Here is a 24,380-nt window from a genome sequence, read left to right as displayed (position 1 = left end):
AAAGGAGAGCGTCAGAGATGTCGGACGAAGACCGTGAGCCCGGCCCCGGCGAATACCGGGCTCGGGGCAGCATCATCAGGAAAATGGTTCCGGGCGAGGTTCTGGCCTCAGTACCTGCCGCACGGGAGGTGGCCGAGGCGGAAGGTCGTCGGCTTCACTTCGATTTCCTCGATGACGAAGCCGTCCTGAAGCTGCTTCGCCTCCGTCATCTCGACGACGCAAGGCTGCACAGCGCCGGAATGAAGTTGGGTGTTCCGTCCGCACTGGCCCTTGTCGCACTTTTCCTCTACTGGGGCGGCTATGTCCAGTACTGGGAGTCGTCGAAGTCTCAGACGCTCTACTACGCGGCGGCCGGGGGCATCGTCGCCCTCATCGTTCTTCTCTACGTCATCACCCTGACCCGGCACTGGGGAAGCCGCCCCCGCCAGAAGGTCCGGGCCCGGGCTGCTGCCTACCGGAAGTTCGCCCATGCAGCAGTAGATGGCGGCGCCGACCTTCCGGATTTCTACCCGCACTACGGCCCGTACCCTTTCGCCGCCAATTTCCACGCCGACGCCAAGGACCTCGAGTTGCCCAGTGAGGCAGAGACTCGATGAGCACAGTCACGCCGGAGACCGAAGTCGCCTCTGCCGTGGACGGCGAGGGTGTCCACGTCCGCTGGATCATGCCCGAGGGCTTCTTCGAGCTGCCCATGGATGTGGAGTCGATCGATGAACTCGCAGACGAGCTGATCGAGTTGGCAGCGCAGGTGATGCCCAAGGGCACATCTGACATGCAGTATCAGTGGGCAGCCCTGTGCGCCGGCAACTACGACGCCTTCGTCGAAGGGGGCGTGCAGTACTCCGGCTTCGTCGTCACGGAGGTCGAGGAAACCCGCTGCACGGCCACGGTGCATGTATCCATCACCGATATCGCGGAGGAGGCCCGGTTCAGCCCGGTCCGCGCCACTGCCGACGCTTTGAGCGCGCTCGGACAGGGCGAGGTGGCCGAGATCAGCCTGCCCTGCGGCCCCGCCGTGTCGTGCATCGGCGCCCGGCAAGCGACCATCGACGCGTCCCTCGCGCCATCAGGTCAGGCGGAGCCCTTCTGGACGTCGTTCATACAGGTGCACGTGCCTCTGCCCAACGGGACGGTCATCGTGCTGGAGATGGTGACGCCGTCCCCGGAAGGCTGGGACGTCTTCTCGTCCATGTTCGCGGGCGTCCTCAAGAGCCTGAGCATTTTCGACGACCAGGGCAATCTTCTCGGACCTCCACGTGGCTGAGCCGATACACCCGGAAGCACCCGAGGACTACCAACTCCTCGTCCCCCGCGACTGGTTCCGAATCGACCTCACGCTCGACCGCTGGCGTTCCCAGCTGAAGACGTTCGTCGATCAGCAGACCACTCGCCGGCCCATGCCCGCCGAAGCCAAGCGGGAACTCTGGACAACCCTGCGCAACACCGCGGAGAACGGTGTCGCGCAGGGGGCCCTGGAACTCTTCCTGCGTACCGAATCCGCTGTCGCCGTGGCCACCCCCACCCCTGCCACGCTGCTGATCTCCCTGTTGCCGATGCGGGGACCCCTGAACGCACCACCGAAGGAGCTCGCCAAGGCGCTCTCAGCCCGCAGGGAAACCGCCGCAGACGTGTCCGTGTCATCCCTTCCCGCCGGAGAAACGGTTCGCGTCGCCACGACGACGACACTGGATCTCTACGTCCAGATGCCAGGTGAGGTTGGCTACCTGCTTCTGGCTTTCACCGTTCCGCTGAGCGGGATCGAAAGCCCTCTGGGTGAACTCTGCGAGGCCATCGCAGGCTCCTTGCGCTGGGTGTGACGGACGGTCCAGAGCCCCGGGGAGACCCGTATCGCGCAGGTCGCAGTCAGACGGCCGTGCACGACCACTGCCTCGGTCCACCGGCCGCGATCCGCGAGACCGTCCTGATCGCCCGCCTGTTTGCCGAGGACGCCCAGTGCGACCCCCGCGACCACGGGCACGAGGAACTGCCACGCGACCTTTCGCCGCCTGAGCGGAGCCCGGCGCGGCCACAGCAGGGGCACCAGTACGGCCGCGAACGGCAGTACGAGCCAGGCCGGCAACAGGGCCGCGCCACCGAAAGGGTTCCGCAGAGGTGCCGCGGGGACGAGCCAGCCCAGTCCTGCGGAGCCGCCGGCGCACGCGAGGGCGCAGATCGACCAGCGGATCATCGCGGTCCGCCGCCAGGAACCCTCATCCGCTGGACCCGGCTGCTGTATCCCGGTCCGGGACATGTTCGCCGCCGTGTTCGCCGCCTTGTTCTCTTCTGGAGTTGGCGCAGACCGGTCGACGGCTGTTTCAGAACGCCACGGTCAGCGTCTTCACGATGTCGGCCGCGGCCTGCTCCATCTCGTCGGCGATTCCCGGCACGGTCCAGGACATGAGGAAGACCAGCGCGCTCTCGGCACCGGTCGGCAGCACCCCGTACATGAGCGTCTCCAGCAGAACCCCCGGGCGGCCGAACGAGGCGGCGGCCGTGGCGAAGTTCTGGCGGATGCGTACGGCAGGCCCGATGGGGATTTCGGTACGTGTGATCAGTGGCGGGCCGAAGTCGTGGGCGCTGAAGGTCTCGGCGAGCCAGTCCAAGGTGATCCGGGGTACGGCTGCGTCGGGATGGATGAGGTCGATCTCCAGGGTGGCCAACGCGTTGTCGAAGCCGTCGGGGTAGAGGGAGAAGGCGTAGAAGGGGTCGCGTCGCCGGCTGTCGTCGGCCTGCCTACGGAGATCCTTCTCCAGCACCTTCGCGTCGATGTCGTAGCCCGCCGCCCGGCTCCGTTCCCGAAGGCCGGCAGCCGTGCTCCAGGCCCAGCGCTTGACGTCGTCGGTCGGCTCGATCGCGAGCTCCACCCAGTCCGTCGGGCAGACGATTCCGCATTCCCGCAGTTCACGCAGGTCACTCATGCCGCGTCCGTCCAACTGAGAGATCCGGCGACCGCGTCGAAGAGGTCGACCATGGCATCGGCGATCTGGACCAGGGGAGTGGAGAAGGTGAGGATCAGGATCGCCTCGGCCCCCGGTACCTGTACCTGGTAGTCCAGCGTTACGGAGGGCAGCGCCAACTCCGCTTCCTTCTCCGCGCCTACGGGCGGCCGGTCGCGAGCCGGGTCGTACTCCTCGCGGACCCGAAGCGCCGTCCCTGCCGCAAGTTCGACGACCGACACCTCCCGGCTGTCCTTCTCCTCGGCAGCCAGTCGGTCGGCGATGTCATGCAGGGCCGGAAGGTGTCCGCCTTGGGGAGGAAGGCCCAGGGCGATCAGCAGCGATGCCGGGACAGTGAACGGGCCTGCCTGCTGAAGGCTGAGATAGAGCTCGATCCCGCCTTCGTCGAAGGCTCTGGCCGCCTGCCCCAGCATTTCCTGTCTGACCTGCGCCTTGATCTGGGGCGCGTTGTCGATCCCCTTGAACTGTCTCTCCACAAGGGCATCCACCGACTGCTCGCGTCGCTCCGGGGTGATGTCCACCCGGAACCAGCCTTCTGGCAGGAGTAGTCGATAGTCGGCGGGCGGCATGGGATCACTCTGGGGCGTCGAGGTCATGACGTCTCCGAGACCTGGGGCGAGACATGGGGACGGTCCTGGGTGAGACGGCTGGTGAGCTGGTTGGCGATAGCCGGGCCCCACACGGCGGCGATGGTCAAGGCAGAGAAGGCTCCCGCAACTTGAGCAGGCACCCTGTCGGAGAAAAGACCGGCCAGGAGGAGCCCGCTGAACATGGGGAGCAAGATGACCTCGCTGCCTCCGATCACCGACTCGCTCCAACTGGTCGCCCTGCGCGCGGCCTTGCCTTCCATCGGAGACATCTTCCTGGCATCGCTGGCGAGTTCATGTGCTCGATACCAAGAGTCCGGACCGTCCATGCTCCCCGCTTTCGAGGCATGCTTGAACTTCTCATCGGACACCGGAAGTTCAAGAGCCGCCACAAGCTCGGACCAACGTCGGTCACCGTCCGGACCCGCGAACCACCACCGCCACGGCAACAGCACGCGTGCTTGCCGGTCGTCATCCCGCAGTTCCACGCCCAAGCAGGCGCCTGTCCTCGGATCTGTCAGCCGCACCAGCCGCGCAATGCCATGAGGCCCACGCCGCGCATACCAGCGCTCCTCACCCACGGTATTGGTCAGCACCACATCGGCGGGCAGCACTCTCACAGCCGCGGTCTCCAGGAACCGGCGAGTAGCGCCGGCGCCCGATGCAGGGGAAGGGGTGATGACAACGGCATCGGCGAGTCTCACGTCACCGCGCTTGCGCCACCAGGCGAGCGCGCATAGGACCAGATCGCTGGCTGGCACCAGGAAGAGTGAGCCCGCCGCGACGATGAGGCCCCAACCACCGGCGTCCAACGAGATGGAGAGGACCAGAGCGATGAACCAGCCAGCCATTCCGAGACCTCGGGCCCAGCCGCTCCAGACGGGCACATCGGTTTCGCCCGCCGAGTCGTAGCCACCGCCTCCGGGACTTTCGATCACTTCTCGGCCCCAGGGCTGCGGGCTCTCCGACAGAGGAATTCCGAGACGGTCCGAGAGTTGTTTCAGTCCGGTACGGCTGAGGCAGGCCTGCGGACTCAGATCCGCCGTTCCCAGTTCCGTCGCCTCGGGCAGCCAATGAGCGAGCGGAACCCGGAGCACGTAGTGTCCATCGGCATCCTGGAAGACAACAACGCCCCACCGCGTCGGGGGCCGCTTCATGGCAGTTCCCCGGACATCGACCGGCGGGAAGAAGACCGCTTGCCGGATTCCCCCCTCCCCAACGGGATACCGGCGTTCACGCCCGCGCCGATTCCGTACGACCAGACTTTTTCCGTCCGCGTAGACTCGCGCATTGCGGACGACGTCGAGGCCGGGGCCACGCATGCTCTTCGGCCGCAACACCGGCTCTCGCGGTGCCGTGGAGTTCTCCGACTTCTCAGCCATCACTTGTCGTCCACGCATCCTTGATCCCAGTCGCCGACCAAAGCCCGTCGTCCAGTCCGTCAACGCCGAAGATGCCAGCGATCCCGCCCGTGATCGGACCCTTGTCCAGGGCGTCCGTGGACGAGGCTATACCCGTCGCACCCTGCCAGATTCGCGTCTGCGCTTTGAAGGCTTCGGACAGATCCGAAACCGCTTCGCTGGATCGTACGGAATCGCCGATATCGCCGACATCTTTTCTGAGGGAGTCGAGCCCTGCATCACCGACTTTGAAACGCATTCCGCGATCCCACGCCTCGGACCAAGTATTTCCCTTGAAGAGATCTCCAGCATCCTTGAACGCCTTGAGATCCTTGAAGCTGTCGACCATTTCCTTGCCGATGGCCTTGGGGCTGAACGCCTCGGCCAAACGCCCCGCGCCCGGAAACCATCCCTTGGGGGCATTGGCGATCGCTTCCGCACCCGCCTTGCCGCGCAACGCACCGCCACTCAACCGGTCCGCTTCTTTCCACGCCGCCTGAACTGCCCTGTGGTAGGCGGCAGTGCCCTTCTTCGCGGTCACGCGCGCCATGGCGTTTCGGAACGCGGCCGAGCGGGCGACGCCCTTCGCTCCGGCCGCAGCTCCTCGCGCCCCGGCGATGGCACCCCGGCCAATACCGAACGTGGCCAGACCCACGACGTCCAGCGCGACGTCGAACCAGCTCCCCTCCCCCGCGAGGGCCAGCACAATGTGGCCGACCAGGGAGATCATCGTGGCGATCAGCGCGATCGTGCCGAGAACCGCCGCGAGCGCCTGTCCGACGATGGGAATCCATCCGACCAACAGGGACAGAGTTCCGCAGATGGTCGCAACCCACCCAAGAATGTCCACCAACTGTTTGATCCAGCCGGCGTTGTCGTGGACCCAGTCCTTGAACTTGTCCCAGGTGCCGTCCTTCAGGCCGTCGTTGTCGATCGCGGTCCGAATGGCCTCACGCGCTCGCTTGACCGCCGCATCACGGATGTCCTTGGCCGCCTCAAGGTCCCTCTTCGCCCGTTCCATCGCCGAAGTCGCCGCCTCCTGGCGCTGCTCCAGCTTCTTCCGGTTGGGATCGTCGTCCGCCGTGTCCTTGGGCAGCCCGTCGATCGCGCCGGTGCTCGTCCTCTGGTCCGCGTCCGCGTCCTGGGCGTCGCGGAGCGCCTTGTCCGCCATGGTCTGGGCGCGGTGCAGCTCCGAGGCGTACTCCTTCGAGGAGCCGCCTTCGAGTACCTTTTCACCGAGGGCGTCCGCCGCCGCGTCGTACCGCTTGAAAGCCTTCCGCAGCTTCCCTTCGGCCTCTTCGGCCTGCGTACGGAATTCTTCGGCCGTCTTGCTCTTCCAGGCTTCGACGGACGAGAGGGCCTTGATCTCGTCCGCCTGTTTCTTGATGGATTCCGCGGTCCTGCGCAAATCGCGGCCCAGCCCGGCAACCTGCTCCGGATCCCCGGGGACCGGGTCGGAGGGCTCCCCGATCACCGCCCACTCGTCAGCCCTGGGACGCGTCATTTCGCGCCCCCTTTGCCGCTCGTAGCCTGCTTGTCCGTCCCTCGGAGGGCCTCGGCAAGCTGGTGATCGATTTCCTCATAGGTCTGGGCCGCGGTGGACAGGATCTTCGAGAGCTTCTCGATCTCGTCCGTGAGACGTTCTCGGTGGATCTTCCAGTTGTCGCCGAAGTCATCGAACGTCTCGACCAGACTCCGGTCACCGAGCACCTCGACACCGAGGCCGTCGGCCGGATTCGCGTTCCCGGTGAACTCGCGGTGGATCTTGGAGAGTGATCGTGCGCTCTCTTTGATACGCGCGACATCGGCAGTCTGGTCCGACACGGTCCCCCCTGTTGAGAAGCCTCGCGGAGCGCGACCCGAGCCGGCTTTCCGCTTCCTCCATGGCTGCGTTGTGCGCGTCTCCCAGCCATCCACATGAGCAAGGATCCTACGGGTGGGGCTATTGGTTCCCGGACTCACGCGGTAACAGGATCATGGCGTGCGCATCCCGTCAGCGTCCGCCGACAAGGAGAACCGCAACGTGACATCCAGAGGCAAGCAGCGCCTGATAACGGACCGCCTCGGCATCCGCGCCGAAGCCGGCGGATGGTGCTGGATCGACAAGATCCCGCAGCCCCCGGCGGACGTGCTCCAGGCCGCCGGCAACCCGCGGCTCCGTCCTGCCAGGGTGCCCCCGCTGGGCATGGTCGGCGCAGTGCTCGGGGCGCCGTTCATGCCGCTCATCATGCTGTTGAGCCTTCTTTCCGATGCGGAGGAAGCCGTCGAGCGCTCCCTCGGTTCGAAGGAGGAGAAGGAGCGCTGGCGGGCCAAGAAGGGGGAGGACAAGCTCCGGGACGCCAGCATCGCCGAGCAAGGCCTCGACAAGGTCTTCGACGGGAACTGGGGCGCCAACGCCGGGCAGTTCCTGCTGCGTTGGTACAGCCATTCCACCCACCACCAGCGACTGCTGCTCGCCACCGAGGACGGGATCGTCCTGGCGGCTCCGCCGAAGCGGGTCAGCGTGGGGCGGGAGAAGCACATGCAGTTCGTCGCCCGTATCCCCGCCACCGAGGCGACTCTCGTCGACCCCTTCTTCGGGGAGTTCGAGACGAGGGTGCTGCTGATCCGGTTCCAGGACGGATCCTGGCTGCGAGTCGACACGGAAGAGCTTCGTAGCGAGCTCCACATGTACGTACTCCGGCAGCCCCTCCCAGACGGCCCCCAGAGTTCCCGTCCCGACAGCCGACCAGGACAGGGCCGGTGCGACTACTGGGCGGCGCCCGCCCGGTGCGTGCAACATCCGCTGCCGCACCAAGCGGGCGCCCGCAGGCCCTGCCGCTGGACCACAACCCTGAGCAGCGCCCTGAACAGCGCCTTGAACAGCGCCCTGAGCAGTGCCTCTGAAGAGCGCTTCGACTACCTCTTCGCCGACTTGGCGAGTTCCTCGTCGATCTGCTCGAACTTGTCCGCGGCCATGGTCAGGTAGTCACCCATGCCGTCCAGACCGTCCAGCGTGTCCTTCGCACCGCGGGTGAACTCCTCGAAGTTCTCGTCGAAGGCCTTCGACGAGCTCTTCGTGACGTAGCCGGACTCGACCAGGTTCGCGATGTACTTGCGCAGGCCGTCCAGCTTCTCCTGGAGCTTTTCCTTCTCCTTCACGACATGCTTTGCAGCATCCCGCATGTCCTGATATGTGACATCAAGGTCCTTGGCCATGAAGCCGCTCCCTCGTCAAAGTGCCGCAGGGCCAACCCCCGTGGCTTCCCTGTTCCAACTGACTGAGGCAGCAGCTTACGGGTGTGGCACGAGTGGATACATCTCGGTTCTGGAACAAGACTGTTCAACACCGTTCCGTCACCAATTCACCATAGGGAAGAGTCCCGATCCCACCCGTTGCCCTTCTGTCATATGGAGCGGATATCGTCGCTCTGTACGGTGGCCGGCGTTGCGGAAGCGGCCACGGGGGCCGTTGGGGAGGACAACCGTGCGCCTGACTCTGACCGTCGTCGATCCGTTCGGCGGGAGTACCGCCGACGTCGTGCTCGACGCGGATCCCGAGTCCACCGTCGGGGACATCGCACAGGAACTGGCGAAACAGGTCGGCCACAGCGGCGCCCAGATCATTCCGCTCGGGCATCACGGGCAGGTGCCCGCCAACAACTCCCCCCTTGTGTATGTGGACGGTTATGCCGTCGACCCGAGTTCGAACATCGCCGGCTCGCCCTTGCGCGAGGGGGCCGTCGTCAGCCTTCAGGATCCGGCCGGGTGTCTGCCCGGGGAGCCGACCGGGCTCGTCGAGCTGCGGGTCGTGGGCGGACCCGTCGCCGGGTTCGTGCACCGGCTCGGGGTCGGGCGGTACGACATCGGCAGCGGGCCCGCCTCGTACATCCGGATCGACGATCCCGAGGTCGACGCCCTCGCCCTCACGTTGTCAGTTGCAACCGATGGCACCTGCCAGGTCACCGTGCACGGGGACAAGGAAAAGAAGGACGAGGAGAAGGCCGAGGGCGGTGTCACCCTCGACGGCAGGGCGACGGCGGACATCGAGGGGAACGAATGGCCACTCGGCGGGCAGATCGCCATCGGCAACTCCCTTGTCGAGCTGGCCCGTTACACCCCGCCCAACGCCGCTCTCAAGTGGTCCGAGGACGGTGTCGGTCTCGACTACAACCGGCCGCCCCGGCTGCGCGCCCCCGACCGGCAGACCAAGTTCCGGTTGCCGTCGCCGCCCCGGGACTTCGAGGCCCGGCCGCTGCCCTGGCTGATGGCGCTGACGCCTCTGGTGGGCGCGATCGTGGCCGTCACCATCTTCGGGCGCTGGTACTACCTGATCATGGCGGGCCTCAGCCCGATCCTGCTGTTCGCGAACTACTTCATGGACAAGAAGCACGGGCGCAAGTCCCATGCCAAGCAGGTCAAGGAGTACAAGGAGCAGAAGGCGCGGATCGAGAAGGACGCGCAGGACGCCCTGGTCGCGGAGCGGCAGGACCGGCGGCACGCCATTCCCGACCCCGCCACCGTCCTCTCCCTCGGCACCGGGCCCCGTACGCGGCTGTGGGAGCGGCGGCGTACCGATCGTGATCATCTGCTGCTGCGGGTCGGCACGGGGCAGTTGCCGTCCGAGGTCGTGCTCGACGACCCGGAGCAGGACGAGCACCGGCGTCAGGTGACGTGGAAGATCGAGGACGCGCCCGTGGCCCTGTCGCTGCGGTCACTCGGTGTCATCGGGATGGCGGGGCCCGGGGATTCGGCTCGCGCGCTCGGGCGGTGGGCCGTCGCCCAGACCGCCGCGCTGCAGAGCCCGATGGACGTCCAGTTCTACGTGCTCAGCGAGAGCACCGCGCAGGAGAGCTGGGACTGGGTCCGCTGGCTGCCGCACACCAGGCCGTCCGGCGGGCAGGACGTCAACGTCCTCATCGGGACCGATGCCGAAACCGTCGGCGCGCGTATCGGCGAGCTGACGCAGATCCTCGACGCGCGCAAGAAGGCCGCCGAGCAGAACAAGGGGCAGCGGGCGTCGTTCAGCGACCCGGACATCGTCGTGGTGTGGGACGGGTCGCGACGGCTGCGGTCGCTGCCCGGTGTCGTCAAGCTGCTGCGCGAGGGTCCGGCGGTGGCGATGTACGCCCTCTGCCTCGACGCCGAGGAGCGGTTCCTGCCCGGTGAGTGCCAGGCCTTCGTCGTCGCCGAACCCAAGGCCGAGGAGCACGCCGACCCGGCGTACGCCGAGAACGCACAGCCTCAACAACACGTCGCGGGCGGGTTCCCGTCCTTCCCCTCCTTCCACGCCTGGCATGCCGCCGACAGCGAGCCCGACCGGCGTGCCCAGGCGGACAAGCTGCGGCTGCGCGTCGAGGAGGAGAGCGCGGAGCGCGTGCGTGACGTACGGCCCGACTTCGTCTCCGCCGCCTGGTGTCTGCGTCTGGCCCGGTCGCTGTCCGCCCTCCGCGACATCAGCGGCGAGACCGAGGACTCGGCGCTGCCCGGCTCCAGCCGACTGCTCGACGTGCTCCAGCTGGAGCCGCCGACACCCGACGCGATCACCGCGCGCTGGCGCATGGGCGGGCAGTCGACGATGGCCGTCATCGGTGAGTCGTACGACGGCGCGTTCGGCATCGACATCCGCAAGGACGGGCCGCACGGCCTCATCGCCGGTACAACCGGTTCCGGTAAGTCGGAGCTGCTCCAGACCATCGTGGCCGCGCTCGCCGTCGCCAACACCCCCGAGAACATGACGTTCGTGCTCGTCGACTACAAGGGTGGCGCCGCGTTCAAGGACTGTGTGCATCTCCCGCACACCGTCGGCATGGTGACCGACCTCGACGCCCACCTCGTCGAGCGGGCCCTCGAATCGCTCGGCGCCGAACTGCATCGCAGGGAACACATCCTGGCGGCTGCCGATGCCAAGGACATCGAGGACTACCAGGATCTGGTGCGTCGGGACCCGTCCCACGCTCCCGTGCCCCGACTCCTCATCGTCATCGACGAGTTCGCGTCGATGGTGCGCGACCTGCCCGACTTCGTCACCGGTCTGGTCAACATCGCGCAGCGAGGCCGCTCGCTCGGCATTCACCTGCTGCTCGCCACGCAGCGGCCGTCCGGTGTGGTGTCCCCCGAGATCCGCGCCAACACCAACCTCCGGATCGCGCTGCGCGTGACCGACGGCGGTGAGTCGTCCGACGTCATCGACTCGCCGGAGGCCGGGCACATCTCCAAGAACACCCCCGGGCGGGCCTACGTACGGCTCGGGCACGCCTCCCTCGTCCCCTTCCAGTCCGGACGTGTCGGCGGACGCCGGCCCGGTGCGGCGGACCCCGCGGTCCTCATGCCCTGGTCGGGGCCGCTGGCCTGGGAGGACCTGGGCCGGGCCGCGCTGAAGAAGCCCAAGGTCGAGGCGCGGGAGGACGAGGAGATCACCGACCTCAAGGTGCTCGTCGACGCCGTGCGCGACGCCAACCGGTCGCTCGGTATCCCGCCCCAGCACAGCCCCTGGCTGCCCGCGCTCTCCGAGACGCTGCTGCTCGACGAGATCGAGGTCCCGGCCTTCGCCGACCACGGCACGGGCAGGCTGGCGCCCGTCCCGTACGGCATCGAGGACCTGCCGGCCGCCCAGGCGCGCCGCCCGGTCGTCGTCGACTTCGCCACCTTCGGGCATCTGATGATCGGCGGCGCCCCGCGCAGCGGCCGTTCGCAGATCCTTCGTACGATCGCTGCCTCGCTGGCCCGCACCCACTCCACCGCCGACGTCCACCTGTACGGCATCGACTGCGGCAACGGCGCGCTGAACGCGTTGAGCCGGCTCCCGCACTGCGGGGCTGTCGTCAGCCGTAACCAGACCGAGCGGGTGATCCGGCTGGTCAACCGGCTCAAGGGTGAGATGTCGCGCCGCCAGGACCTGTTGGCGGAGAAGGGGTTCGCGGACATCGGTGAGCAGCGGGCCGCGTCCGCGGCGGACGAGCGGCTGCCGCACATCGTCGTACTGCTGGACCGCTGGGAGGGCTGGGTGCCGACCCTCGGCGAGGTCGACCACGGCGCGCTCACCGACGAGTTGACGACGATGATGCGTGAGGGTGCGAGCGTCGGTATCCACCTCGTCCTGACCGGTGACCGCACGCTGCTGGTCGGCCGGATCGCCACGCTCACCGAGGAGAAGTACGGGCTGCGGCTTGCCGACCGCAGCGACTTCTCGACGCTCGGCATCCCGCACCGCAAGGTCCCGGAGGAGATTCCGCCGGGCCGTGGCTACAAGAACGAGTCCGGTATCGAGACCCAGTTCGCGCTGTTGTCGGAGGACACGACCGGCCAGGGGCAGGCGGCGGCGATCACCGCGATCGGGGAGGCGGCTGCGGCCCGGGACGCCCAAGTGCCGCGCTCCCGGCGCCCGTTCCGCGTCGACAGCCTGCCGTCGCGCATCTCGTTCGCGGACGCGTGGGGCATGCGCGACCCGGAGACCTCGGGCTCCCGCCTGTGGGGCCTCGTGGGCATCGGCGGCGACGACATCACCGGCTTCGGCCCCGACCTCGCGACCGGTGTGCCGACATTCGTCATCGCCGGACCGGCCAAGTCGGGCCGCTCGACCGTGCTGATGAACTTCGCGCAGTCGTATCTGTCCCAGGGGGTACGTCTGGTCATCGCGGCGCCGCGTCAGTCGCCGCTGCGGCAACTGGACGGTACGGACGGGGTGTTGAAGCTGTACACCGGCGACGACATCGACGAGGACGACTTCGAGGAGCTCATCGACCAGGCGTCGGTCGAGGAGCCGATCGTCGTCCTCGTCGACGACGGGGAGATCCTGGAGGACTGCGACGCCGCGAGCCAGATGAAGAAGATCGTCTCGCGGGGTGCGGAGCGGGGGCTCGGGCTGGTCATCGCGGGTGATGAGGAGGATGTCTGCAGCGGGTTCAGCGGCTGGCAGGTCGATGCGAAGAAGGGCCGGCGGGGGATTCTGCTGTCCCCGCAGGAGTCTTCGAGCGGGGATCTGATCGGGGTGCGCATCAACCGGAGCATGGTGGGTGGGCAGGTCGCGCCCGGCAAGGGGATGTTGCATCTGGGGGATGGGGAGTTGCGTACGGTCGTCATTCCCGGGTGAGTCGGGGCCGGGTGGGCTGGAGCCGGGCGCGGCGGGTTGGTTTCGCCCCCGCCGCCCCTACCCGTCCCGTCCCGTCCCGTTCCTGGGGGCTGCGCCCCCAGACCCCCGCTGTCGGCCCTGAAGGGGCCTCGTCCTCAAACGCCGGACGGGCTGAGTGGGCCTGGGCTGAAGTTACAGCGGTGACGGGTGAGGGGGAAACGCCGCCCGGGCCGCATCCGTCTCGCCTGTCGGACGCCGGGCCGGCGGTGTGGTTCGAGGGCGCCCCGCGAACGGACCGGAAACGGGCGCGTGGGTGGGAAGGATCGCCCAACTCCCCTACCCCACCCGCGACATCCGGGCCACCGGGTCTCCCGCCTCCGGGTTGTCCGTCTCGTACTTCAGGTCGTCGCCGACCGGAGTGAGCAGCACCTGGTGCGACCCCGTGGTGCACACGTTCCTGTTCGACTTGTCGGCGATCGACGTGACGACGAGCCGGGTCTTCGTGACCTCCTTCAGGAACAGATCGTCGTCGCAGATGCCGCCGATCTGGTCGGTCTGCCGGAAGGTGCCCAACTTCTCGCCCACGGCGGCCTCTTGGACCGTCACCCGGAACGTCCCCATCGGCAGCGTGCCGTCGAGGGCGACGGCCGGCCCCTCCCAGGTGCCGACGTAGGACGCGGGGATCGTCGTAGGCCCGGTGACCACGGCCCCCGTCGAGGTGCTCGGCGCCGGGCTCTCCGCCTGCTGGCCGGAGTCCTCGCTCGGCACCTGGGACGTGGCCGCGTCGGAGTCGCCGCTCGCCTCGTGGCTCCCCTGGTCCGCGCCCCCGCCCGGCAGCAGGTCGAACACGTACGCGGAGCCCACCGTCACCGCGGCCATCGCGCCCGCCACCGCGAGGGCCACCGTGCAGCTCAGCTTCCGTCCGCGTCCACCGGCGACGGGTGCCGAGGTCGCCGCCACGCTCACCGAGACCTTGCCGGGCGTCCGATCGGCCGGCTCCTGCTCCGGTTCTTCCTCCGGTTGCTGTCGCTGTTCCTGCTCCGGGTTCTGTTCCGCGTCCCGAGGTCCCGGCAGTGCGGGCAGCCCCGGACCGGGCATCACGGGCGGCGGCCCGAACTCCCCCACCCCGGGCGTGCCGAACCCCGCCGGCCCCGACAGCGCACCCTCCCGAGCCTCCGCCCCCGCGACCTCGGCCTCCAGGTTCAGCAACGCCACCGCGCTCCGGCTGACCCGCTCCACCACCGCCCCCGGCAGCCATCCGGCCGCCACCAGCCGCGCCGCCCCGTCCGGAGCGAGCCGCCGGGCCACCTCGGCGGGAGCCGGTCGCGCTGCCGGGTCCTTCACCAGGCACCCCTCGACCACCTCCCGCAACTCCCCGCCGAGCCCGTCGAGTCGGGGCTCCTCGTGGACGACCTTGTAGAGCAGGGCCGCCGAGGAGTCACCGGGGAACGGGGATCGGCCGGTCGCCGCGTACGCCAGTACCGCGCCCAGGGAGAAGACGTCCGCCGCTCCCGTGATCGGCCTGCCGAGGATCTGTTCCGGTGACATGTAGCCGGGCGAGCCGACCGAGACGCCGGTCGACGTCAGGGACGCGGTGCCGTCCGTGGCCCGGGCGATGCCGAAGTCGATGAGGAGGGGGCCGTCGAGGGTGAGGAGGACGTTCGAGGGCTTCACGTCCCGGTGGACGAGGCTCAGGGCGTGTACGGCGGTCAGCGCCTCGGCGAGGCCGGCGCCCAGTGCCCGTACGGAATCCAGGGGCAGCGGACCGTCGTCGGTGATCGCCGCCGTCAGGGAGGGACCTGCCGCGTACGCCGTCGCCACCCATGGCACCGGGGCGTCCGGGTCCGCGTCCAGGACGGGGGCCGTCCAGGCGCCGCCGACCCGCCGGGCGGCCTCGACCTCGCGCCGGAACCGGGCCCGGAACTCCTCGTCGAGCGCGAAGTGGGGGTGCACGATCTTGACCGCGACGGTACGGCCGCCGGCGCTGCGCCCCAGGTAGACCCGGCCCATCCCGCCCGAGCCGAGCCGCCCGAGCAACCGGTAGGGCCCCACGACGGCCGCCTCCCCGACGTCCAGCGGCTGCATGACCCCCACCTCTTCCCCGTACCCGCCTCGCACGCGCCCCGGACGCCCCCGGGCGCCCGGATACGCGCGCCGGTCACGTCCGCGACGAGCAGCCTACGGCTCCAGGAGGTCGACCTCCACGTCTGCGGGGAAGCCCGTCGTGGGGCCCACCCGGCGGGCGAACTCCCGTACGGCCGCCAGCTGCGGTCCGCCGAAGCGGAAGTCGAGGGTCGTGAAATAGCGCTCCAGCACCTGGGCGTCGAACTCCTCCCAGCGGGCCGCCTGTTCGGCGACCTTGCCGACCTCCTCCAGGGAGACGTCGCGGGAGGCGAGGAACGCCTCGTGGACCTTGCGGGTGAGGACCGGTTCGCGTTCCAGGTAGTCCCGCCGGGCCGCCCACACCGCGAAGACGAACGGCAGTCCCGTCCACTCCTTCCACAGCGTGCCCAGGTCGTGCACCTGAAGGCCGTAGCGCGGGCCGTCCAGGAGGTTGGCACGCAGGGCGGCGTCCCCGATCAGCACCGCCGCGTCCGCCTCCTGCATCATCAGGCTGAGGTCGGGCGGGCACGTGTAGTAGTCGGGCTGTACGCCGTAACGCTCGGCCAGGAGCAGTTGCGCCAGGCGCACGGAGGTACGGGAGGTCGAGCCGAGCGCCACCCGTGCGCCGTCCAGGCGGTCCAGCGGGACCTGGGAGACGAGCACGCACGACATCACCGGGCCGTCGCAGCCGACGGCGATGTCCGGGAAGGCGACCAGGTCATCGGCGTTGCGCAGGAACTCGACGAGGGTGATGGGCCCGATGTCGAGGTCACCGCGCACCAGCTTCTCGCTGAGCTTCTCAGGGGTGTCCTTGGTCAGCTCGAAGTCGAGGAGCGTGCCTGTCCTCGCGAGCCCCCAGTACAGGGGCAGGCAGTTCAGGAACTGGATGTGGCCGACGCGCGGCCGGGTGCGAGAATTGTCCACATCGCGAGGCTAACGGGCGTTCGGTACGGCGCGGCCTCCCGGGGGTTGTCAAGGCCGTGAGCCACCTCTCAAACGTCCGAGTGACGTGATCTTGACCTCTATTGCATTCGGGTGCCCACATGCTAGGCTCGCCGCAAGTTGCAGTTTGGTTTCCCTTGCAGTACAGAGCCTGCGGAGCATCTGACCGCGGGCTCTCGTCGTATTCAGATGAATGCAGTTGTTTACAAGTTTTTGTTTACACCTTGCAGGTTCTGGAGCAGGGCAACCCTTTGGGCCCAGGGAGGGCTTATGGCTACCGGAACCGTGAAGTGGTTCAACGCCGAAAAGGGCTTTGGTTTCATTGCCCAGGAAGGCGGCGGCCCGGACGTCTTCGTCCACTACTCCGCGATCAACGCGAGCGGCTTCCGCTCTCTCGAAGAGAACCAGGCGGTTTCCTTCGACGTCACGCAGGGTCCGAAGGGCCCTCAGGCGGAGAACGTCAGCCCGATCTAAGTCTTCGGCTCAGCTGAGCCGAATGCTCTGATCCGGAACGTGTGCAGCACCCCAAGGAGCTCCGAGCCGTCTCGACGGCATCGGAGCTCCTGCCTTTTGCCGCTGCCTCTCCGGACGCGTCGCGTTGTCAGTGGGTCCGGCTAGGGTCCCCGCCATGACTGACGCAGCAGCAGCCGCCACCCGGGGTGACGACACCGGCACCGACTTCGTCGCCGCCACCCGCGTCTTCTACGACGCCATCGCCGAGGACTACTTCGACCGCTACCGTTCCGGGCTCGCCGCCCAGCCGCTGGAACGGGCGGTGCTCGCCGCGTACGCCGAGTTCGTACGGGGTTCAGGGGGCGGCAGCGGCCGGGTCGCCGACCTCGGGTGCGGGCCGGGATGGGTCACCGCGTTCCTCGACTCGCTCGGGCTGTCGGTGTTCGGGCTGGACGTGTCGGCGTCGATGCTCGCGGTGGCCCGGCGGGAGCATCCGGGGCTGCTCTTCGAGCAGGGCTCGATGCTGGAGCTGGACCTCGCCGACGGGTCGCTCGCCGGAGTCGTGTCCTGGTACTCGACCATCCACACCCCGGCCGACCGGCTGCCCGCGCTCTTCGCCGAGTTCCGTCGCGTGCTCGCGCCGGGCGGGCATCTGCTGCTCGGCTTCCAGGCGGGAGACGTGGACAAGCACCATGACCGGCCCTTCGGACGCCCCGTGTCCATGACCTTCCAGCGGCGCCGGCCCGAGCGGATCGCCGAACTGCTGACGGAGGCCGGGTTCACCCTCGCGTCACAGACGGTACGGGCGGCGGACGAGGCCAGCGGGGAGTCGTCCCCGCATGCGTTCCTGATGGCCCGCAAACCGTGACCGGCCCGCGGGGCTGCTGGCCTGCCGGCCCAGTACCCGTGGTCCTCAGTATCCGTAGTCCTCGGGGTCCGCAGGCGGCTGGTAGTCCTTGTACTCCAGCCACTCTCCGGGGCGCTCACGGATCGCCTGCAACAGCTCCCCGAAGAGCTTCCCCTCGTACAGCACCCCGCCGATCTCCTCGGGGACGCGGACGTCGTTGATCACGGCGGTGGGCGTCCCCGGGCCCTTTCCGGGCTCCGTGCCGACAGTCTCGTAGGCGTGCTCGGAGTCGGTGACGAAGGAGCGGTACTTCATCGTCTTCACCGCCGACTCGAACGCGGGGGTGCGCAACCCGTCGACCTGCGCGGCCAGTTCGAGGAGGCGGGCGTCGGTGAAGCCGTCGACCTCCTCCTCGGGCTGGTTGTCGTAGAGCACCTCGTGGTACTCGGCGAACCTGTGAGCGTCCAGCGCTGCCCTGAGCGCGTTGGCCGCCTTCTTCGAGCCGCTCCCGCCGAGCCTGTCGTCGAGGAAGGAGGCCAGGGTGTACTCGGCCTTCACCTCGCGCCGCAGCACGGCGTTCCGGAGTTCCTGGCCGCCGCCTGTCGTCTCGAACTCCTCGCAGACCGGGCAGCGCATGTCCTCGTACATGTGCACGGTCACCTCGGCGGCCGGGTCGCCGACCATGATGGTCGTACCGCTCACCGCGAGCTTCTCCGGCACCTGCGCCAGGCTGTCGTACGGCTCCGGATCCCCGTAGCGCTGCCCGCATCCCGCGACGAGCGCCATGCCCAGGACGGCCATGGCGACCACCACCGTCGTTCTTGCTGCGGCGAAGCGCCGCCCCCCGTGCCTCACACGCACCTGATGCCTCCCCAGCGATCAACGCGACACTAGGGCATGTTCATGCAGAACGCACAGGCTTATCCCGGCTACGGGCCCACGGCCGTCAGAGCACCCCCGCCGCCGCCAGTGCCGCCACGTACCCGAACGTCATCGCCGGGCCGATCGTCGAGCCCGCGCCCGCGTAGCTGTGGCCCATGACGGCGGCGCTGGCGTTTCCGGCGGCGTACAGGCCGGGGATGGCCGTGCCGTCGGCCCGCAGTACCCGCGCCCGGGCGTCGGTGCGCAGGCCGCCCTTGGTTCCGAGGTCGCCGGGGACGATCCGGAAGGCGTAGTACGGGGGCAGCCACAAAGGGGCCAGGCAGGAGTTCGGGAGGACGGCCGGGTCGGTGTAGTAGTGGTCGTACGCGCTGTCGCCGCGCCCGAAGTCGGTGTCGTCTCCGTTCAGGGCAAGGGAGTTGAAGCGGCTGACGGTGGTGCGGAGGGCCGCGGGCGGGACGCCTATCGCGGTCGCCAGCGCGTCGACCGTCCAGGCCTTGTACGCGGCACCGGAGCTGTACCAGTCGGCCGGGAGTACGAAGGTCGGCGTGATGTCCTTGAAGAGGTAGCGGTTGCGGTAGTTCTGGTCGACGATCAGCCAGGCCGGGATGTCGGGGTCGGTGGCGTTCCGCTCGTACATGGTGTGGACGACGTCGCTGTAGGGACCGGCCTCGTTGACGAAGCGGGAGCCCGCCGCGTTGACCAACAGGCCGCCGGGAAGGGTGCGTTCGGCGAGACAGAAGTACGGCTCGTCGGGGAGCGGGATCGCCGGGCCCCACCAGGCGTCGTCCATCAGGGCGAGGGCACCGCCGGCGCGCTCACCGGCCCGGATCCCGTCCCCCGTGTTCTCCTTCGCGCCGACCGTCCACTCCGTGCCGATGGGCTGCTGCTGGTACTGGGCGCGCATCGCCGCGTTGTGCTCGAAGCCGCCCGAGCCGACGATCACGCCGCGCCGGGCGCGCAGCAGACCGGCCGTGCCGTTGCGGGTGACGACGGCGCCCGTGACCGCCCCGGACTCCGAGTAGAGGTCGGTGAGGGGGGTGTTGAGCCAGACCGGCACTCCCGCCGACGCCAGGCCCGCGCGCAGTCCGCCCGCGAGTGCCTGGCCCATGGTGAGCGGGGTCTGTCCCTGGAGGGCGGCCTTCGTGCCGCGCGCCAGACACTCGACGGCGACGGCGGTGCCCTTGGCGTTCACGGCGGCGAGGGCCAGCCACTTGTAGTCGGCGCTGAAGACGACCATGCCCGAAGGGACCGCGAGGTAGGGCGGGTTGAGGTTGGCGAGTTCGGCACCCAGGATGTTCCCGTCGAGCTGATCGGGCTCTATGGAACGGCCGCCCGGGAGCCCGCCGGGCAACTCCGGGTAGTAGTCGCTGTATCCCTCCATCCAGCGGAAGCGGAGGGGGCTGTTCGCCATGACGAAGGAGAGCATGGCGGGTCCGTGCGTGAGGAAGGCCTGCCGGCGGGCGGCGGGGACGTCCGGTCCGACGACCGCCGCGAGGTAGGTGGCGGCCTTGGCCGGGGTGTCCGGCACCCCGGCGGCGAGGATCACGGAGTTGTTCGGTATCCAGATCCCGGCGCCGGAGCGAGCCGCCGACCCACCAAAAGTGGGCGCCTTCTCGACAACGACACAGGACAGCCCCTGCTTCGCGGCCGTCAGCGCGGCGGTCATCCCGGCGGCGCCCGCTCCGACGACCACGACGTCGTACGTCCCGAGGAGGGGCGGGGCCGCGGCATGCGCCGTCCCCTGCCCCACCGCGACACCCACCCCGACCGCAACACCCGCCCCTGCGGCGCCGGCCAACACGCCTCGCCTGGAAGGAAGTTCGGCACGTCCGGAAGGTTCGGTACGGTCACTTCGGCCGGTACGGCCGGTACGTTCGCTTAGGTCGCTTCGGTCGGTACGTCTTGCGGGGTCCGCTTCTGGGTTCATGGGGCGGGAATGTCGTACTTGGGTCTTGCGAAGTCAAGGCCCATGCGTGACCGACGGTGAAACCCGCTCGACCGGGCCTCCCCCTGGAGAGATCCTCTCCGCATGGAGTTCCTCTGCTACCACCGCGACCGTCCCGGTTCCATGGCCCTGCGCGACGAACTGCTCGAAGACCACTGGTCGTACATGGACCGGTACGCCAAGGAGATGATCGCCCGCGGCCCGACCCTCACCGACGACCGCGACACCTGCACCGGCAGCGTGCACATCCTCGACCTGCCCGACCCGGGAGCCGCCCGCGCATTCGCCTTCGACGAACCCGGCTACCAGGCCGGCGTCTACCGGGACGTACTGCTGCGCCGCTGGCGCAACACCCTGGGCCGCACGATGTGGGACTTCCCCGGCGGCCCGACCGCGGGCAACCGGTACCTGGTCCTCGGCCTCGGCCGCGACTCCAGCCAGGCGGCCGACCTCGCCCTGCCGCCCGACCGGGACGACGACCTGATCGCCTACGGCCCTCTGCTGTCGGACGACGGCACCACGTGGCTGGGCACGGCGGCGCTCCTCCGGGCGCCGGACCCGGCGACGGCCCGTACCGTCCTGACGACCCCGGAGCGGTACGCCGCCATCGAGGTGCACAACTGGCAGTTCGGCGGGCGGCCGTCATGACTTGAGCGGCAACTCCACCCACACCGTCTTGCCGACGTCCCGCTCCGCCACGCCCCACGTACGGGCGAGGACCGACACGATGATCAGGCCCCGGCCGGTCTCGTCGATCTCCCATCGGGGCACCATGCGCAGTCGCCGGTCGCCCCGTGCGTCGCTCACCTCGATACGCAGGGTGTCCGGCGCGAGCAGCAGGAGGCGGAGTTCGAAGTCGCGTCCCGGTACGCGGCCGTGCGTTACGGCGTTCGCGGCCAGCTCCCCGACGACCTGCTGTGCGGCGTCGTTCACGTCGCTGTCGTGCGGGTATCCCCAGTCGGCGAGTTGCTGGGCTGTGAGTCGTCTGGCCAGGCGGGCGCCGCGCGGGGTGCAGCTGAGGCGCTGGGTCAGTTCGTCGGCGTGGGTGGAGATTCGTGAGTTCACGTCACCGAGCGTGGCCGCCCCGCCCTAACCTGACCAGGGGCGACGGGTGGACTCCGGGTATCCGTACGGGTGCGGTGAGTCAGGAGTGCGGGTTGTCGGCCGTGACCATGATGTCCACGACGAGGTGAGGGCGGTGGCGTACGTGACCGAGGACGCGGAGCGGAAGCCGGAGACTCCGGCGGAGGAAGAGGGTACGACGGGACTGTTCACCGCGCTGGGCAAGATGCTCAAGCGGTTGCGGGAACGGGCGGGGCTGACCCAGAAACAGTTCGGGGAGTTGGTGGGGTACGGGCCGGACGCCATCTCCGCCATGGAGCGCGGGGTACGGATCACGAGGCCCGAGCTGCTGGAGAAGGCGGACGACATCCTCAACGCCGGCGGGCTGTTGAAGGACGCGATCCCCGAGGTCGAGGAGGCGATGAAGAAGGCGCGGACTCGTCATCCCGAGTGGTATCGGGGATACGCCGCTCTGGAGGCCACAGCGGTCGAGCTGCATTTCTACGCTAACCAGGGCGTGCCCGGGATCCTGCAGATCGAGGACTATGCACGAGCCGTGTTCTCCCGTCGACGACCCCTGCTCGACGAGAAGACCATCGAGAAACGTGTGGCCGACCGCCTGGCACGTCAGCAGGTACTTGACCGGTGGCCGCCTCCGATGTGCGGCTTCGTACTCGAAGAGGCGGTGCTGCAACGGCCGATCGGCGGACCCGACGTCCATAGGAACCAGTTGCACCAGACGCTCCGGATCAGCCGCATGCGCAATGTGGAGATTCAGGTGATGCCAACCAGCCAGACACAACACCCAAACATGGACGGCGCGTTCAACCTGCTGACACCCAAAGGGCATTCACCAGTTGCGTACACCGAGGTCCAGGGTCACCCTCGGCTGATCACCGATGCCGACGAGGTAAGGAAGATCACCGACCGCTATGGGATCATGCGCGCGATGGCACTCACTCCCATGGAGTCCCAGGCCCTGATCGAGAAGATGTTGGGGGAGCAATGAACACCAACGCATTCACCTGGTTCAAGTCCAGCCACAGTGGCGGCGAAGGCGGCGAGTGCCTCGAAGCCGCCTACACCTGGCGCAAGTCCAGCCACAGCAGCGGCGAAGGCGGCGAATGCGTAGAAGTCGCCCCCTGCCCCCACGCCATCCACGTCCGGGACTCCAAGAACCCCGCCGGTCCCCACCTCACCCTCTCCCCCACCACCTGGTCCGTCTTCCTCCGTCAGGCGTCTGTGTAACAGCTGTGCTGCGTACGCGGCCGAGGTGGACTTACCGGGAGTCGCCGCGGCGATGATCAGGGCATGACCATGACCACCCGCACCGCCACAGCGGCAGCGATCTGCGCGGCGGTGCTGCTGACCGGCACCGCCTGCACCAGCGGCGACGACGGGCCGGCGACCTCGGCCAAGAAGTCGGCCTCTGCCACACCTACGCCCACCGCCTCCGCCGAGCCCGCCGCCGACGCCGTTCAGCACGTCGACGGCGAGTCCGTCACCGAGGCTCCGGAGATCTGGCGGAAGACCATCGCCTCGTTCGCCAACGGGCGGTTGGGTCGTGCCATCCCGTTCAAGGGCGGGCTCCACAAGGGGACTCTCGGGATCGCCCTGAACTGCGAGGGCAAGGGCACCGTGAAGGTCGAGGTACCCGACCTCGGCCTGAGCTTCGTCGAGGAGTGCGCGGACGGCAAGGTAGCCACCATCTACAACGAGATGGAGATCAGCGAGCCGGACCCGGACGCGTATGTCCACATCATGGGCACTTCCGGGGTCCGTTGGTCGATCTCCGCCGGGCAGTGACCTAGGAGGCTGCCGAGCCCGGCGAAGAAGCGTGGGGATAGACCGCCGACCGCTGCTGGAAGCTCAGGATCTTCGGGTTCTGGATGACGCCGTCGCGGATCTCGATGGCCTTGCCGACCGTGACGTCGGCGTCCCATGCCGCTGGGCCGTTCATGACCTTGCGCAGGTAGGGCAGGAGCGCCTCGCTGATCTCCCAGGTGGCGGAGTTCCACAGGTGGGACGGGCTGTGGTCGACCCCGTAGTAGTGGCAGCCCGGCCCCACCTCGTGCATCGGCTCACCGAACGTGGTCGGGCGGGCGAAGGAGAAGCCCATGCCCTCGTCGCAGGCCACGTCGACGAAGAAGGTCCCCGGCCGGAACAGGGCGAGTTCCTCGTCGTTGACGAACATGAGCGGCGCGTCGGTGTCCTGGAGGATGCAGTTGACGATGATGTCGAACCCGGCCAGGTACTCCGCCAGCGGCATGGAACCGGCCGCGGTGACCGCCCGCAGGCGCGACGGATCGTCCTCCTGCTCCTCGAAGTGGGCCATCACGACCGAGGGCATCGGCGAGGCGACCGCCGCGGCGGCGCGCTGGGTGAGCACGGTGACGTCGGTGACCCCCATGGCACCCAGGCCCGTGACCGCTCCGCGCGCCGTGGCGCCGAAGCTGATGACCACCGCGCGCAGGCGGCGGCCGTAGTGGCCGGTCAGCCCGCCGAGCTGGAGGGCGTGCAGGACCGAGCAGTATCCGGCCAGCTCGTTGTTCTTGTGGAACACGTGGACGCTGAAGGCGCCCGTGGAGGTCCAGTGGTTCATGGCCTCCCAGGCGATCAGGGTCAGCCGCCGGTCGATGGCGAGCTGGGTCATCTTCTCGTCCTGCACACAGTGCGGCCAGCCCCACAGCACCTGGCCCTCGCGCAGCTCGGCGACGTCCTCGTGCATCGGCTTGGGCAGCAGCAGGACGTCGCACTCGGCGATGAGCTCCTCGCGGGAGCGCAGACCCGCCACGAGTGGGCGCAGCGCGTCGTCGGCGACGCCGAAGCGCCGGCCGTAGCCCTGTTCGAGGAAAATCTTGTCGCGCAGGTCGGGTGCGATTCGGTCGAGGTGGCGGGGGTGCAGCGGGAGGCGGAACTCGTTCTCCTTGTGCGAGGAGGCGAGTACTCCGAGGGTCATCAGGCTCATTTGGGGTGGCTCTTTTCCGACCGGCCGCGAGGCGTCCCGGTATTGCCGTTCCCCGAGGGCGACGCCGAAACTGGATGACGGCATGCGAAATGCGCTCGGTACTGCCACCGTACTCCGGTAGAGGTCCCCGGAGCACCCACCGTTCGCGTGCGCCGGAGGGCCGGCATGAGTGACTTCAGCGGCG

General features: G+C 68.6%; 23 protein-coding genes. 11 read left to right on the top strand and 12 right to left on the bottom strand.

The annotated features are described in order from the left end of the window. The first annotated feature begins 17 nt into the window (after positions 1-17). The 3 genes from OG595_RS25440 to OG595_RS25430 are packed head-to-tail and all read left to right on the top strand — an operon-like array spanning position 18 to position 1,817. Positions 18-596 carry a hypothetical protein gene (locus tag OG595_RS25440; protein ID WP_329275823.1) on the top strand — a complete coding sequence of 193 codons (579 nt, stop codon included), beginning with the start codon at positions 18-20 and terminating at the stop codon, positions 594-596. Next, positions 593-1,264 carry a hypothetical protein gene (locus OG595_RS25435; RefSeq protein WP_329275821.1) on the top strand — a complete coding sequence of 224 codons (672 nt, stop codon included), beginning with the start codon at positions 593-595 and terminating at the stop codon, positions 1,262-1,264. Before OG595_RS25440 ends, OG595_RS25435 begins: the two co-directional genes overlap by 4 nt. Beyond that, complete coding sequence (locus tag OG595_RS25430; protein ID WP_329275819.1) at positions 1,257-1,817, top strand: hypothetical protein; 561 nt, start codon at positions 1,257-1,259, stop codon at positions 1,815-1,817. The genes OG595_RS25435 and OG595_RS25430 overlap by 8 nt, the downstream gene beginning before the upstream one ends. A 498-nt stretch (positions 1,818-2,315) precedes the next feature. On the opposite strand, the gene OG595_RS25425 is transcribed toward OG595_RS25430, so the two are convergent. The 5 genes from OG595_RS25425 to OG595_RS25405 form a co-directional block, all read right to left on the bottom strand. Then, complete coding sequence (locus OG595_RS25425) at positions 2,316-2,918, bottom strand: hypothetical protein (RefSeq protein WP_329275816.1); 603 nt, start codon at positions 2,916-2,918, stop codon at positions 2,316-2,318. Then, positions 2,915-3,553: a hypothetical protein gene (locus tag OG595_RS25420; RefSeq protein ID WP_329275813.1), complete on the bottom strand. Its 639-nt coding sequence runs from the start codon at positions 3,551-3,553 to the stop codon at positions 2,915-2,917. The genes OG595_RS25425 and OG595_RS25420 overlap by 4 nt, the downstream gene beginning before the upstream one ends. Next, on the bottom strand, positions 3,550-4,701 hold the full coding sequence (locus OG595_RS25415; RefSeq protein WP_329275812.1) for a hypothetical protein: 1,152 nt from the start codon (positions 4,699-4,701) through the stop codon (positions 3,550-3,552). Before OG595_RS25415 ends, OG595_RS25420 begins: the two co-directional genes overlap by 4 nt. 217 nt (positions 4,702-4,918) lie before the next feature. Further along, positions 4,919-6,448, bottom strand: a complete 1,530-nt coding sequence (locus tag OG595_RS25410; protein ID WP_329275810.1) for a putative T7SS-secreted protein — start codon at positions 6,446-6,448, stop codon at positions 4,919-4,921. Next, positions 6,445-6,768, bottom strand: a complete 324-nt coding sequence (locus OG595_RS25405; protein WP_329275808.1) for a hypothetical protein — start codon at positions 6,766-6,768, stop codon at positions 6,445-6,447. Before OG595_RS25405 ends, OG595_RS25410 begins: the two co-directional genes overlap by 4 nt. A gap of 157 nt (positions 6,769-6,925) precedes the next feature. On the opposite strand from OG595_RS25405, the gene OG595_RS25400 reads away from it, so the two are divergent. Beyond that, a complete protein-coding gene (locus OG595_RS25400) occupies positions 6,926-7,912 on the top strand; it encodes a hypothetical protein (RefSeq protein ID WP_329275805.1) in 987 nt (328 codons plus the stop codon). Here the strand turns inward: OG595_RS25400 and OG595_RS25395 are convergent. Continuing rightward, complete coding sequence (locus OG595_RS25395; RefSeq protein WP_164313606.1) at positions 7,843-8,142, bottom strand: WXG100 family type VII secretion target; 300 nt, start codon at positions 8,140-8,142, stop codon at positions 7,843-7,845. The two genes, OG595_RS25400 and OG595_RS25395, sit on opposite strands and share 70 nt — an antisense overlap. Before the next feature lie 268 nt (positions 8,143-8,410). On the opposite strand from OG595_RS25395, the gene OG595_RS25390 reads away from it, so the two are divergent. Further along, a complete protein-coding gene (locus OG595_RS25390; protein WP_329275798.1) occupies positions 8,411-13,015 on the top strand; it encodes an FtsK/SpoIIIE domain-containing protein in 4,605 nt (1,534 codons plus the stop codon). Between the two features lie 315 nt (positions 13,016-13,330). Here the strand turns inward: OG595_RS25390 and OG595_RS25385 are convergent, their stop codons facing one another. Together OG595_RS25385 and OG595_RS25380 are read right to left on the bottom strand one after the other, a co-directional pair. After that, positions 13,331-15,079: a serine/threonine-protein kinase gene (locus OG595_RS25385; protein WP_329275795.1), complete on the bottom strand. Its 1,749-nt coding sequence runs from the start codon at positions 15,077-15,079 to the stop codon at positions 13,331-13,333. Positions 15,080-15,172: 93 nt separating this feature from the next. Continuing rightward, a complete protein-coding gene (locus tag OG595_RS25380; protein WP_329275794.1) occupies positions 15,173-16,021 on the bottom strand; it encodes a menaquinone biosynthetic enzyme MqnA/MqnD family protein in 849 nt (282 codons plus the stop codon). A gap of 288 nt (positions 16,022-16,309) precedes the next feature. Here OG595_RS25380 and OG595_RS25375 point away from each other — a divergent pair, with 288 nt between their 5' ends. Continuing rightward, complete coding sequence (locus OG595_RS25375; RefSeq protein WP_006380707.1) at positions 16,310-16,513, top strand: cold-shock protein; 204 nt, start codon at positions 16,310-16,312, stop codon at positions 16,511-16,513. Between the two features lie 154 nt (positions 16,514-16,667). Then, positions 16,668-17,360, top strand: coding sequence for a class I SAM-dependent methyltransferase (locus tag OG595_RS25370; RefSeq protein ID WP_329275790.1), 693 nt, complete (start codon positions 16,668-16,670; stop codon positions 17,358-17,360). Between the two features lie 45 nt (positions 17,361-17,405). Here OG595_RS25370 and OG595_RS25365 read toward each other — a convergent pair whose 3' ends face one another. Both OG595_RS25365 and kstD read right to left on the bottom strand, forming a co-directional pair. Next, positions 17,406-18,140, bottom strand: coding sequence for a thioredoxin domain-containing protein (locus OG595_RS25365; RefSeq protein WP_329283185.1), 735 nt, complete (start codon positions 18,138-18,140; stop codon positions 17,406-17,408). Between the two features lie 145 nt (positions 18,141-18,285). Continuing rightward, entirely contained in the window at positions 18,286-20,022 is a 1,737-nt protein-coding gene (kstD, locus tag OG595_RS25360; RefSeq protein ID WP_329275788.1) for a 3-oxosteroid 1-dehydrogenase, read from the bottom strand. A 228-nt stretch (positions 20,023-20,250) separates the two neighbouring features. Here kstD and OG595_RS25355 point away from each other — a divergent pair, with 228 nt between their 5' ends. Next, complete coding sequence (locus tag OG595_RS25355) at positions 20,251-20,814, top strand: YciI family protein (RefSeq protein WP_329275786.1); 564 nt, start codon at positions 20,251-20,253, stop codon at positions 20,812-20,814. On the opposite strand, the gene OG595_RS25350 is transcribed toward OG595_RS25355, so the two are convergent. Next, positions 20,809-21,231: an ATP-binding protein gene (locus OG595_RS25350; RefSeq protein WP_329275784.1), complete on the bottom strand. Its 423-nt coding sequence runs from the start codon at positions 21,229-21,231 to the stop codon at positions 20,809-20,811. The genes OG595_RS25355 and OG595_RS25350 overlap by 6 nt on opposite strands. A 133-nt stretch (positions 21,232-21,364) precedes the next feature. Here OG595_RS25350 and OG595_RS25345 point away from each other — a divergent pair, with 133 nt between their 5' ends. The 3 genes from OG595_RS25345 (at position 21,365) to OG595_RS25335 (ending at position 23,034) form a co-directional block, all read left to right on the top strand. Then, on the top strand, positions 21,365-22,237 hold the full coding sequence (locus tag OG595_RS25345; protein ID WP_329275781.1) for a helix-turn-helix domain-containing protein: 873 nt from the start codon (positions 21,365-21,367) through the stop codon (positions 22,235-22,237). Beyond that, the gene (locus OG595_RS25340; protein WP_329275778.1) at positions 22,234-22,476 is read left to right on the top strand and encodes a DUF397 domain-containing protein; all 243 of its coding nucleotides are present in this window, start codon (positions 22,234-22,236) and stop codon (positions 22,474-22,476) included. The genes OG595_RS25345 and OG595_RS25340 overlap by 4 nt, the downstream gene beginning before the upstream one ends. Positions 22,477-22,539: 63 nt before the next feature. Continuing rightward, positions 22,540-23,034, top strand: a complete 495-nt coding sequence (locus OG595_RS25335) for a hypothetical protein (RefSeq protein WP_329275777.1) — start codon at positions 22,540-22,542, stop codon at positions 23,032-23,034. Between the two features lies 1 nt (position 23,035). Here the strand turns inward: OG595_RS25335 and OG595_RS25330 are convergent, their stop codons facing one another. Then, positions 23,036-24,196, bottom strand: coding sequence for a N(5)-(carboxyethyl)ornithine synthase (locus OG595_RS25330; RefSeq protein WP_329275774.1), 1,161 nt, complete (start codon positions 24,194-24,196; stop codon positions 23,036-23,038). Between the last annotated feature and the right edge of the window lie 184 nt (positions 24,197-24,380).

The organism is Streptomyces sp. NBC_01451 (assembly GCF_036227485.1).
Lineage (GTDB): Bacteria > Actinomycetota > Actinomycetes > Streptomycetales > Streptomycetaceae > Streptomyces.
Note: the sequence above shows the minus strand (reverse complement) of the source record. Positions and strands in the feature narration are given on the sequence as shown.